12 protein-coding genes are annotated in these 10,767 nt (G+C 70.7%); 3 read left to right on the top strand and 9 right to left on the bottom strand.

All coding sequences use genetic code 11. The features are described from left to right. Positions 1–3 precede the first annotated feature (3 nt). Positions 4–750, top strand: a complete 747-nt coding sequence (locus tag EXE58_RS13910) for an SDR family oxidoreductase (RefSeq protein WP_135268438.1) — start codon at positions 4–6, stop codon at positions 748–750. 4 nt (positions 751–754) lie between these two features. Here the strand turns inward: EXE58_RS13910 and EXE58_RS13905 are convergent, their stop codons facing one another. Both EXE58_RS13905 and EXE58_RS13900 read right to left on the bottom strand, forming a co-directional pair. After that, the gene (locus EXE58_RS13905; protein WP_135268437.1) at positions 755–1,417 is read right to left on the bottom strand and encodes a hypothetical protein; all 663 of its coding nucleotides are present in this window, start codon (positions 1,415–1,417) and stop codon (positions 755–757) included. 99 nt (positions 1,418–1,516) lie between these two features. Further along, complete coding sequence (locus tag EXE58_RS13900; protein ID WP_135268436.1) at positions 1,517–2,890, bottom strand: HNH endonuclease signature motif containing protein; 1,374 nt, start codon at positions 2,888–2,890, stop codon at positions 1,517–1,519. Between the two features lie 133 nt (positions 2,891–3,023). Between EXE58_RS13900 and EXE58_RS13895 the strand changes: the two genes are divergently transcribed. Beyond that, positions 3,024–3,470 carry an adenylyltransferase/cytidyltransferase family protein gene (locus EXE58_RS13895; RefSeq protein WP_167288898.1) on the top strand — a complete coding sequence of 149 codons (447 nt, stop codon included), beginning with the start codon at positions 3,024–3,026 and terminating at the stop codon, positions 3,468–3,470. An 8-nt stretch (positions 3,471–3,478) separates the two neighbouring features. Here EXE58_RS13895 and EXE58_RS13890 read toward each other — a convergent pair whose 3' ends face one another. Continuing rightward, complete coding sequence (locus tag EXE58_RS13890; RefSeq protein ID WP_135268434.1) at positions 3,479–3,940, bottom strand: DUF5709 domain-containing protein; 462 nt, start codon at positions 3,938–3,940, stop codon at positions 3,479–3,481. 68 nt (positions 3,941–4,008) lie between these two features. Continuing rightward, positions 4,009–6,123, bottom strand: coding sequence for a DEAD/DEAH box helicase (locus EXE58_RS13885; RefSeq protein ID WP_244242231.1), 2,115 nt, complete (start codon positions 6,121–6,123; stop codon positions 4,009–4,011). A 244-nt stretch (positions 6,124–6,367) separates the two neighbouring features. Here EXE58_RS13885 and EXE58_RS13880 point away from each other — a divergent pair, with 244 nt between their 5' ends. Continuing rightward, positions 6,368–6,958 carry a TetR/AcrR family transcriptional regulator gene (locus tag EXE58_RS13880; protein WP_135268432.1) on the top strand — a complete coding sequence of 197 codons (591 nt, stop codon included), beginning with the start codon at positions 6,368–6,370 and terminating at the stop codon, positions 6,956–6,958. A gap of 6 nt (positions 6,959–6,964) precedes the next feature. On the opposite strand, the gene paaE is transcribed toward EXE58_RS13880, so the two are convergent. The 5 genes from paaE to paaA are packed head-to-tail and all read right to left on the bottom strand — an operon-like array spanning position 6,965 to position 10,734. After that, the gene (paaE, locus tag EXE58_RS13875; RefSeq protein ID WP_135268431.1) at positions 6,965–8,017 is read right to left on the bottom strand and encodes a 1,2-phenylacetyl-CoA epoxidase subunit PaaE; all 1,053 of its coding nucleotides are present in this window, start codon (positions 8,015–8,017) and stop codon (positions 6,965–6,967) included. Continuing rightward, positions 8,017–8,526, bottom strand: coding sequence for a 1,2-phenylacetyl-CoA epoxidase subunit PaaD (paaD, locus tag EXE58_RS13870; RefSeq protein WP_135268430.1), 510 nt, complete (start codon positions 8,524–8,526; stop codon positions 8,017–8,019). The genes paaE and paaD overlap by 1 nt, the downstream gene beginning before the upstream one ends. Further along, a complete protein-coding gene (gene paaC / locus EXE58_RS13865; protein ID WP_135268429.1) occupies positions 8,523–9,476 on the bottom strand; it encodes a 1,2-phenylacetyl-CoA epoxidase subunit PaaC in 954 nt (317 codons plus the stop codon). Before paaC ends, paaD begins: the two co-directional genes overlap by 4 nt. Then, positions 9,476–9,775, bottom strand: coding sequence for a 1,2-phenylacetyl-CoA epoxidase subunit PaaB (paaB, locus tag EXE58_RS13860; protein WP_135268428.1), 300 nt, complete (start codon positions 9,773–9,775; stop codon positions 9,476–9,478). The genes paaC and paaB overlap by 1 nt, the downstream gene beginning before the upstream one ends. Next, complete coding sequence (gene paaA / locus EXE58_RS13855; protein WP_244242230.1) at positions 9,772–10,734, bottom strand: 1,2-phenylacetyl-CoA epoxidase subunit PaaA; 963 nt, start codon at positions 10,732–10,734, stop codon at positions 9,772–9,774. Before paaA ends, paaB begins: the two co-directional genes overlap by 4 nt. Between the last annotated feature and the right edge of the window lie 33 nt (positions 10,735–10,767).

The raw sequence follows: 10,767 nt of genomic DNA, 5'->3' as shown, positions 1-10,767 counted from the left end.
CACGTGACCACGACCCTCATCACCGGCGCCTCGTCCGGGCTCGGCGCCGAGATGGCGCGTCAGCTCGCCGCGCGTGGCCACGACCTCGCGCTGTGCGCTCGTCGTACCGACCGTCTCGAGGAGCTCAAGGCCGAGATCGCCGCAACCCACCCGGCGGTGCGGGTCGAGATCCGGGCTCTCGACGTCAACGACCACGACCAGGTCTTCGAGGTGTTCAGGGCGTTCCGCGACGACTTCGGGAGCCTCGACAAGGTGATCGTCAACGCCGGCCTGGGGAAGGGCCAGCCGCTGGGCACCGGACGCTTCGATGCCAACCGCGAGACCGCGCTGACCAACTTCATCGGCGCACTGGCCCAGACCGAGGCCGCGGCGGAGATCTTCCGTGCCCAGAACTCCGGTCACCTCGTCATGATCTCCAGCGTCTCGGCAATGCGCGGACTGCCCAAGAACACCACGACCTACGCCGCCACCAAGGCCGGGGTCGCCCACCTCGCCGAGGGCTTCCGCGCCGATGTGATGCGTACGCCGATCAAGGTCACGGTGCTCTACCCCGGCTACATCGTCTCGGAGATGTCGGCCACGTCGGAGGCCACTCCCCTCGTCGCCTCGACCGAGAAGGGCGTGCGCGCGATGGTCGAGGCCATCGAGAAGGAGAAGGCGTCGGCACTGGTGCCTGCCTGGCCCTGGGTCCCGGTCGGTTTCGCCCTCAAGCACCTGCCCCTGCCGCTCGCGCGCAGGCTGATGGGCTGAAGTCTCAAGCCGTGGCGGTCGTGTGGTCGGGGTGCTCGGGCCACCACCCGTCCGCGGTGGACGCGCCGTAGCGGACACCGGCGGCGGCGCGCGACCGCTCGACGGTGTCGGGGAACGTGATGGGCTGGTCCGGGTCGAAGTGGTACGCCTCGGCGTCGCGCACCTCGGTGAGGGTCAGTCCGGCGGGCTCGACGCCGAATCCGATCACGACGATGTCGACCCCTGGCAACGCGGTGGTGAACGCCACCCAGGCCCCCGCCCAGTGCAACACCGAGGCGGGCACCGACTGGTGACCGAGCACCCAGGAGACCTGCTGCCACGCCGTGGGCGAGGCGGCTCGGGCGGAGGCGGAGTCCAGCAACCGAGCACCGTGGTCCTCGGATCGGTCCATCGGGTGCGGCATCGTCGCATCCACCACAGCGAAGACTGCGTCGAAGGCCACCCGTTGGTCGGCGTCGACCTCCGCGCCCGGGAACCGATCTCGTCTGAAGGTCCCCACGCGCACCCACGGGCGCGCGGCATCGCGTGGCGTGCTGCCGTGCTCGAGCCAGAGCCCGTCGACTGGATGACCGAGGCGACCCACGACTGCGTCGATCCACCGTGGACCGGGCGGACTATCGCGTAGCCCGTAGACAGGGAAGTCCAGCGCCGGATGGCCCATCTTCATGCCCTCAGTGTGCCCTGAGACCGGTTCGACGTGACGTCGCAGACAGCTCGACCGACGACGCGTCAGCACACGGAGGCATGCCCCCACGCGCGGCAGAGTTCAGCTGCCAGGAACTGCGATGGTGCCGGTGGGGGTGACGATCGCGGTGAGGCCGGCGGGGCCGGTCCACAGGTAGGTGCCGGGTGCGGTGCGCTGGTAGCTCCAGCCGCCTGCTGTCTTGGCACGGTGGTGTCTTCGACACAGCGGCGCAAGATTGCCTGGCCTTGTCTGGTCGGGCGGACCGCCCTCGTCGAGGTCCTCGTAGGGCTCGATGTGGTCGAGGTCCGCCCGTCGTGAGGGGTGGGGGCACCACGGGAACACGCAGGTCGGGTCGCGGAGAACGGCTTGTTCGGCCATGCGTGGTGGCGGGTCGTGGCGGTCGACGGACCAGGTGTCCTCGGAGGCGACGTGGAGCACGGGCTGGATGGTGAGGCGGGAGCGGCCGGCCCAGTCCTTGATCTGGGCCAGGGTGACCGGCCCGAGCCCTTCGACTGTGCCGACCGCACCGGACGTGCCGGCGACGACGTCGGCGAGGGAGGCGTGGAGGTAAAGCCGGACCTTGGCGTCGCGGCGCTCGATCAGGCGACGGCGTACGACGGCCCGCTCGTCGTCGCTGGTGTCTCCGCCGAGGAGGCTGGTGAGGTCGAGCCGGGCCTGGGCGTCGGCGATCACACCGAGGGCCTTGGCCTTGCGGACCTCGAAGCTGTCGTCGTCACCGAGGGAACCGAGTGCTTCGGCTTCGGCGCAGACGACGTCGTGGAACCGGGTCAGGTCGAGAGTGTCACCGATCGCGTGGATCTCTGAGGTGGCGCCGCCCTCGCTCGGGTCGCGGTGCTTGAGCTGGACGTCCCACTGCGACCGCGCACGCTTCTCCTTCTCGGCGAGGCTGTCGCCGTCGACGCGGGCGGAAGCTTCGGCGATCAACCGGTCCAGGGCAGCATGCCCGAGGGAACCGACCCTGCCGGCGGTGTGCCGGTCCACCCACAGGGCAGCGTCGAGGGACAGGTCGCGGGTGCGAGCCGCGACCCGGCGGGCCTTCCACGCAGGCACGAATCCGGCCTGGGTCTGCTGCCACAGCACCGGGAGCCGGTGGTGCAGGTCCAGCGAATCCGCGAGCAGCGCCGTCGCAGACGAAGGGGCGATCCCACAAGCGACTGCCAACGGCTCGGCGGTGAACGCCGCCACCGCCGGCGTCCCTGCCCCGCCAAGCGTCTCGGGGGTCTCCAGCACCGACGGCAGGGCAGGCCCATGAGGAGTCTCGACGGCGTCGACGACCGGGTGTGCGATCGCCCACTCGTAGGCAATCCGCAACTGGTGAACCGCCGCTTCGCGCAGCACGCTCTCGCATTCGGCCGCCTCCTCCAGCAGCCCGGAGACACTCTGGTCCGCGAGGTCGACGACCTCGAGATCGGAGTCCTGCTGGGTGCTGGTCATGAGGACAACTCAACCAGTCGCCACCGTCTCTCGGAGGCCGAGAACGCCCCTTCCACAGGGGCTTCGAGACAGGACTTCGTCCTTCCTCAACCACCGAGCGCAGACGGAGCTCCGCGATGTCAGGATGGCGGACATGACCGAGGACCCGCAGGCAACCACCCACCGACGGGTCTACGTCGACATGGTCGGGGACCTGTTCCACGCCGGGCACGTGGAGCTCCTACGGCAGGCGCGCCGGCACGGCGACCACGTGGTGGTGGGAGTGCTGTCGGACGAGACCGCTGCGTCGTACAAGCGCCGGCCCATCATGACCCTCCACGAGCGCGTCGCGGTCGTCGAGGCGTGCAGGTACGTCGACGAGGTCATCGCCGACGCTCCGTTCGAGGTGACCGAGGACTTCCTGGCCGAGCACCGGATCACGACCGTGGTGCATGGTGACGACCTGGCGCTGGACGCAGCAGGGGCGATCTACGGTCCGGCCGTGGCGTCCGGTCGGTTCGTCCACGTGGAGCGCTCCGGAGACATCTCGACCACGCAGCTGATCCAGCGCGTGCTCGACGCGGCCGAGACCGGAGCCTGACGGTCTGCTCACCCCAGCGGCGGCTCGGGCTCCTGGGTGATGTGCATGGCGGCCTCCTCGGCAGAGGCTCCGGCACCGTCGATGCCGACGTCGCGGGCGACCTCCTGGCCCTCGTGGTCCTCCCCCAGCCCCTCGTCGGGCTGCACGAGGCGCCCGGTGCGCGGCTCGGCCTCGTCGAGACCGACCTGCTCGTCGAGGGCGTTCTCGTCCTCGCGGTCGGCGTCCTGGGCCGCCTCGACGTAGGGGTCCGGCTCCGGGACCTCCTCGCTCAGCCGCTCGTCGAGCGACTCGCCCTGCAACCGCTCCGCCTCGGTGGGGTAGTCGTTGTAGGTCGCCGGTGGACGGTCGGGCGGGGAGTAGCCGCGGTCCAGGACGTCGTCGAGGTTCTGGTCCTCGAGGGTGTCCTCGGGCTGCAGCTGGTCCTCGTCATCGACCGACATGTCGAGGTAGTTCTCGCGATCTTCGCTCATGCCCCAGTCGTACCCGCTACCACCAAGAGCAGACGGCCCGCGTGACCCGTCTCCCGGTGGCACCGTCCTCAGGCGCCCGAGCGCTCGAGGGCGTCGGTGAGCAGTGCCACGAGGGCCTCGGTCTGCACGTCGGCCGACGAGGTGACCTCCTCGTCCGAACCGTCCAGGGCACGGGCGGCCAGCCCGGCCTTGGAGTCGATCAGCTCGGCGATCCGGGTGTCGATCGTCTGGGCGGCGATGATGCGCCACGCCGTGACCGGGTCGCTCTGCCCGATGCGGTGCACGCGGTCGATCGCCTGCGTCTGCTCGGCGTCGGTCCAGGACAGCTCTGCCAGCACGACGTTGGAGGCGACCTGGAGGTTGACACCGACACCGGCCGCCGTCAGCGAGCAGACCACGACCTCGACCTCGGGGTCGTTGACGAAGCCGTCGATCGCCGCCTCGCGCGCCTTGGGGGTCTGGTCGCCGCGGATCGAGGTGTACTTGATGCCGCGCCTGGCGAAGGTGTCCTCGGCGATGTCCATGACGTCGACGTGGCGCGCGAAGAAGACCACCTTGCCGACGTTGCGCGCGAGCTGGGCCGAGTAGTCGGCAGCGAGCCCGGCCTTGGCCTGGCCGATGCGACGCAGCATCGCGAAGACGTTCTCGCCCGACTCGCCGGACGACATCTCCTCGCGCTCCCAGGTGGCCACCCGGCGTACGAGGTCGTGGTCGATGCCGTCGACGACGGATCCCTCGCGACGGGTCTCGAGCGCAGCCCGGTAGCGCTGGACGAGCCGACGGGCGAGCTCCGCCTCGGCAGCACGGATGGAGCGGGAGTCCTCGTCGTCGAGCTCGACCGGGATGTCGGCGATCCGGCGCGCGGGGATGTCGGCGGCGACGTCGGCCTTGCGCCGACGCACGATGCCCTGGTCGATCACCGCCTTGCGGGCGGCGGGGTAGAAGGACTTGTCCTCGGGAGTCAGCCCGGTCTCCTCCAGGGCGTCCATCAGTCGCGCCGTCGGACGGGTGTCGTCGATCCAGCCGAGGAACTCCCAGATGGCACGGAAGTCCTCGATGTCGTTGATCAGCGGAGTTCCGGTGAGGGCCACGAGCAGCGGGCGAGCGGTGCGGGACCGGATCCGCTCGGAGAGCTCCAGCACGTGCCGGGAGCGTTGGGAGGTCTTGTTCTTGATGAAGTGGGCCTCGTCGACGACCATCGTGCGGAACCCGAAGTCGCCCAACCACCCGACGTGGCGGTCGAGGATCTCGTAGTTCACGATCACGACGTCGGCGAAGGCGTCGATGTCGTCGCCGTCGCCGTGGATCACGGTCGCCCGGTGGCGAGGCGTCCAGCGCTCGGCCTCACGTGCCCAGTTGGTCTTCACCACGTTGGGGCACACCACGAGCATCGGATAGGCATCGGCGGCCTGGGCCGCGAGGAGCGCCTGGGCGGTCTTGCCGAGCCCGGGCTCGTCGGCGAGCAGGAACGTGCGGTGCCCGGCGGCCGCGGCAGCGATCATCCGTGCCTGGTGGGGCATGAGCTCGAGGTCTCCGGGCGCGTTCAGCGAGGTCGCCTCCGGCAGGTCCATGCAGGAGGAGGAGCCACCGAGCTCGAAGGCCCGGAACAGCGGCCCCAGGAGCTCCCAGGTGCTGAGCCGCTGGGAGGTGGTGCGACGGCGGTTCGCGATGTCGAAGTCGGGAACGAGGAACGGGTTCGCGAGCTTGCGCTGGACGACCGACCGCGGGGTCACGCGCCGTTCGGTGAGGCCCGGGCCGGCCACGTCGTCGGGCTTGGGCTCCTCGGGAGCCGCCTCGATGCCTGCCTTGCGCAGCATCTCCAGGCGCAGGTCCTTGGCCGTCTCGGAGATCTTCGCGTCCTCGGCGAGCAGCCCGAAGAGCGAAGGGTCCCGGGTGGCCGTCTTGGCCAGGATCGTGGCGATGCCGTCGAGGCGCTTGAGCTCGTCGGCCTTCTGCGCGTCGCTCAGCTCGACCGACTTCTTCACCTCGGCGCGGTGCTCGCGCACGAGGAGCGCGACCACCTGGAAGCGCGGGCGCTGGCTCGGCGAGAGCGGCCCGCGCTGGACAGCGGACTCGAGCTCCCGCACGGCCCGGGCCAGGACGGGGACGATGCCCTCGTTGTCCTTGTGGCGGGCGGCCGCAGGGGTGCGGCGATTGCCGCGGGAGCGTTGGCGCTGGGCCAAGGAATCCTCCTGTGAGGAAAGAGGTACGACGCTGCGCGTGCAGCCGGGGCCAGCTGGTCGCGCTGGCCTCGAGCATGAGGAACTCGATGTGATGCGGGCGCTCGCAGAACTGTGCGGATGGGCCAGCGGGAGGCAGGCCCGCCGAACAGGCGAAGCGCTGGCTCCACGATACCTGCCCGAGCCCTCACTGCGGTAACCCAGGTCACTTCCGCGTTTCGCGCTCGTCGCGTGAGACCGTGTGCCCATGACCGAGAGCGCCCCACGACGCGGACGCCCCGGGCACGACCAGGCAGCCGTGCTGCGCGTCGCGACCGAGCTGTTCACCCGGCAGGGCTACGACGCGACGAGTGTCGGCGACGTCGCCCGCGAGCTCGGCGTGAGCAAGTCGGCCATCTACCACCACGTGCCCAGCAAGGAGCACCTGCTCGAGCGCGTGGTCGGTGAGGCCCTCGACGCACTGTCCGAGGCCCTGGACGACGTCTCCGCGCGCCACGCGGACACGGCGGGCACTCGCCTGCGGGACGCCGTACGAAGCAGCGTGGTCGTCCTGGCCGCCCACCTCCCTGCGGTCACCCTCCTGCTGCGCGTCCACGGCAACACTCCCGCCGAACGCGCCGCCCTGGATCGCCGCCGTCAGGTCGACCAGCGCCTGGCCGCGATGGTGCGTGAGGCCGTGGACGAGGGCGCGGTGCGGGCCGACCTCGACCCGTTGCTGATCAGCCGGCTGCTGTTCGGCATGGTCAACTCGCTGACCGAATGGGTCCGACCCGACCTCGACGCCGACGCACTGGCCGACGCCGTCACCACCTTGGCGTTCGACGGCCTGTCCACGTGAGCGCTTCTACGCGTCGAAGTCGACCGTGACCTCCGGGCTCACCGGGAACGACTGGCAGGTCAGCACGAACCCCTCGTCGACCTCGTGGGGCTCCAGCGCGTAGTTGCGCACCATGTCGACCTCGCCGGCGCGGACCTGCGCGCGGCAGGTTCCGCAGACGCCACCCTTGCAGGCGAAGGGGAGGTCGCTGCGGGTCGACTGCGCCGAGTCGAGCAGCGTGTGGGTGCGCGGCACCGGCGTGGTCGTGGTCCGTCCGTCGAGCACGACCGTCACCTCGCTGGTGACGCCCTCGACGACCCGGTCGGGGTGGCGCAGGACCGGCGGCGGCTCGTCGACGAAGAAGAGCTCGAAGTGGACCTTGGCCGGCTCCACGCCGAGCTCGGCCAGGACCTCGCGGGCGTCGCTGATCAGGCCGAGGGGGCCGCACAGCCACACGTGGTCCAGTGCCGCAACGTCCACCTTCAGCGGCAGCAGCCGCCGCAGCCGGTCTGCGTCGAGCCGCCCTGAGAACAGCTCCACGTCGCGGGGCTCTCGTGAGAGCACGTGCACCAGGTCGAGCCGGGGCCCGTGGAGGTCCTTGAGGTCCCCGAGCTCCTCGGCGAACATGACCGACGTCGTCTCGCGGTTGCCGTACAGGAGGGTCACCGAGCTGCCGGGGTTGGTGAGCACCGATGCGGCGATCGAGAGCATCGGGGTGATGCCCGACCCGGCGGCGATGCAGAGGTGGCGCCCGGGCGTCGCGGGGTCCGCGCGGAAGCTCCCGCTCGGGCGGGCGACCTCGACCCGCTGGCCGGGCTCGAGGTCACGCACGAGCCACGACGAGAACAGACCACCGGGGATCTCCCGGACACCGATGCGTGGGCGTGCCCCTGCGGGGGCGCAGATGGAATAGGTACGACGATGCTCCTCGCCGTCGAGCGTCCGCCTCAGGGTCAGCGCCTCGCCGGGGCGGAAGGCGAACTCCTCACGCAGGTCGTCGGGCACCTCGAAGGTGATGGCTGCCGAGTCGTCGGTGAGGCGTTGCACGTCTGCGACCCGTAGCTGGTGGAACACCGCCATCAGATCTCCTTGACGTGGTCGAACGGCTCCAGGCAGGCGGTGCAGCGGTAGAGCGCCTTGCAGGCGGTCGCGCCGAACTCGGAGACGAGGTCCGTGGCCGGCGATGCGCACTGCGGGCAGCGCACGACGCGTGCGTGGGGCATGAGCGTCAGGGGCACGGGCCCGTTGCGGGACGGGGCCGGGCCGGGCGGGGAGATGCCGGCACGCGCGAGCGCCGTGCGCCCCTCGGGCGTGATCATGTCGCTCGACCAGGCCGGATGGAGGCTCACCCGCACCTCGACGTCGTCGAAGCCCTCCCCCCGGAGCCGCTCGGCCACGTCTGCGCTCATCGTCGCGAGGGCCGGGCAGCCGGTGTAGGTGGGAGTGATGTCGACGACCACCCGCTGGCCCTCGAGCCGGACGTCCCTCAGCACGCCCAGCTGGGCGAGGGTGAGCATGGGCAGCTCGGGGTCGGTGACCGACTCGGCCGCAGACCGGGCACGCTCCAGGGACCTCGTGGACGTCCTCACCACTGCCCCCTGGGGTGGGTGCGCGCGACGGACTGCATCTCGGCCAGCATCAGGCTCAGCGCCTCGGTGTGCATGCCGTCGCGTCCGGTGCCCCCGTTGACCCCGGAGAGCCGGGCCGGCGCGGGACGCTCCAACTCGCCTGCTGCGAGGACCTCGTCGAGCACGTCGTCGGCCGCGTCCCTGACGGTCGAGGGCGCGACTCCCACCCCCGCGGCGGCGAGGGCGAGGTCGTCGGCGTGGTCGTCGAAGAGCTCGGGCCACAGCGGCCACAGGCCGTGCAGGGCCGAGAGGAGCCGGCGGCGCGACTCCTCGGTCCCCAGGGCGAGGGTGACGAACCAGCGGGCTGCGAAGTCGCGGTGGTAGGCCACCTCCTTCACGCCCTTGGCGGCCACCGCCGCGAGGACCGTGTCACGGCTGGACCTCAGCTGCTCCAGGACCGCGAGCCGCCACGTCGAGAACAGCAGCACGCGGGTCACGACCTCGGCGAAGTCGCCTCGCGGGACCTCGGTCAGCCGGGCGTTGCGGAACTCCCGCGCCTCGCGGAAGAAGGCCAGGGCGTCCTCCGGCGGCACAGGTGAGTCGTCCGGGAGCGCCGGCACCAGTGAGGAGTCGGCTCGCGCGCTGCGCGCGAGGAGCAGGCGTGCCTGGCCGAGGAGGTCCAGCGCGATGTTGGCCAGGGCGATGTCCTCCTCCAGGTCGGGCGCGTTGCTGCACCACTCGGCGATCCGCTGGCTCATCACGAGTGCGTCGTCGCCGAGTGCGAGCGAGTACGTCGCCAGATCGGCCGCGTCCACTCCCTCCGGCACCGTGGTGTCGACGCCGGCGAGCGGGTCGGCGCCGTGCCCCTCGGGCACGGCAGCACTCCCGAACGCCCAGTGGCTGTCGTTGACGAGCAGGCCGGAGTAGGCGTTGTCGTGCTCGTCCTCGTCGTGGGTGCGGATCTCTGCCATCACATGTGGGGGACGTCGTCGGGGATGTCGTAGAAGGTCGGGTGGCGGTAGACCTTGTCGCCGCTCGGCTCGAAGAACTCGTCCTTCTCGTCGGGGCTGGACGCAGTGATCGCGTCGGCGCGCACCACCCAGATGCTCACTCCCTCGTTGCGCCGCGTGTAGACGTCACGGGCGTGCATCAGCGCCATCTCGTCGTCCGGGGCGTGCAACGACCCGACGTGGACGTGGTTGAGGCCCCTCTTGCCGCGGACGAACACCTCGTAGAGCGGCCACTCCGCCCTCACGTGCTGCTCAGTCATGACGCGGCCCTCTCGGTGGTCGCCCGCTCCTGTTCGCTACGACGAGCGAACGCCATGGCCGCCTCGCGGACCCAGGCGCCGTCGTCGTGGGCTCGCTGCCGGTGGGCGAGACGCTGGGCGTTGCAGGGACCGTTGCCCTTGACCACCTGCATGAAGTGCTCCCAGTCGGGCTGGCCGAAGTCGTGGTGCCCGCGCTCCTCGTTCCACCGCAGGTCGGGGTCAGGGAGCGTGACCCCGAGCGCCTCGGCCTGGGGCACGGACATGTCGACGAACTTCTGGCGCAGCTCGTCGTTGGTGTTGCGCTTGATGCCCCACGCCATCGACCGGGCCGTGTTGGGCGAGTCGGCGTCCGGGGGGCCGAACATCATCAGCGACGGCCACCAGAACCGGTCGACCGACTCCTGCACCATCGCGCGCTGCTCGTCGGTGCCGCGCATCATCGTCATCAGCAGCTCGTAGCCCTGCCGCTGGTGGAAGGACTCCTCCTTGCAGATGCGGATCATCGCCCGGCCGTAGGGCCCGTAGGACGTCCGGCACAACGGGACCTGGTTGCAGATCGCGGCGCCGTCGACCAGCCAGCCGATCGTGCCGACGTCGGCGAAGGTCAGCGTCGGGTAGTTGAAGATGGAGGAGTACTTCTGCCGCCCTGACAGCAGCATCTCGGTCAGCTCGTCGCGGGAGACGCCCAGGGTCTCGGTGGCGGAGTAGAGGTACAGCCCGTGCCCGGCCTCGTCCTGGACCTTCGCCAGGAGGATCGCCTTGCGTCGCAGCGAGGGGGCGCGGCCGATCCAGCTGCCCTCCGGCTGCATGCCGATGATCTCGCTGTGGGCGTGCTGGGCGACCTGCCGGACGAGGGTGGCGCGGTAGGCGTCGGGCATCCAGTCGCGCGGCTCGATCCGGTCGTTGCGCGCGATCGTCGCGTCGAAGTGCTCCTGCAACATCCAGGTCCTCCCGGTCACGTCCACCACATTTACTGACCGAACGGTCGGGTA

It is taken from the genome of Nocardioides seonyuensis (assembly GCF_004683965.1).
GTDB classification, from domain to species: Bacteria; Actinomycetota; Actinomycetes; order Propionibacteriales; family Nocardioidaceae; genus Nocardioides; species Nocardioides seonyuensis.
This window is presented reverse-complemented; position numbering and strand designations above follow the sequence as displayed.

What these genes read in the sequence shown, in the direction of transcription:
- EXE58_RS13905 (WP_135268437.1), bottom strand. Translation starts at nt 1,417, where the DNA reads ATGAAGATGGGCCATCCGGCGCTGGACTTCCCTGTCTACGGGCTACGC.
- EXE58_RS13900 (WP_135268436.1), bottom strand. Translation starts at nt 2,890, where the DNA reads ATGACCAGCACCCAGCAGGACTCCGATCTCGAGGTCGTCGACCTCGCG.
- EXE58_RS13895 (WP_167288898.1), top strand. Translation starts at nt 3,024, where the DNA reads ATGACCGAGGACCCGCAGGCAACCACCCACCGACGGGTCTACGTCGAC.
- EXE58_RS13890 (WP_135268434.1), bottom strand. Translation starts at nt 3,940, where the DNA reads ATGAGCGAAGATCGCGAGAACTACCTCGACATGTCGGTCGATGACGAG.
- EXE58_RS13880 (WP_135268432.1), top strand. Translation starts at nt 6,368, where the DNA reads ATGACCGAGAGCGCCCCACGACGCGGACGCCCCGGGCACGACCAGGCA.
- paaE (WP_135268431.1), bottom strand. Translation starts at nt 8,017, where the DNA reads ATGGCGGTGTTCCACCAGCTACGGGTCGCAGACGTGCAACGCCTCACC.
- paaC (WP_135268429.1), bottom strand. Translation starts at nt 9,476, where the DNA reads ATGGCAGAGATCCGCACCCACGACGAGGACGAGCACGACAACGCCTAC.
- paaB (WP_135268428.1), bottom strand. Translation starts at nt 9,775, where the DNA reads ATGACTGAGCAGCACGTGAGGGCGGAGTGGCCGCTCTACGAGGTGTTC.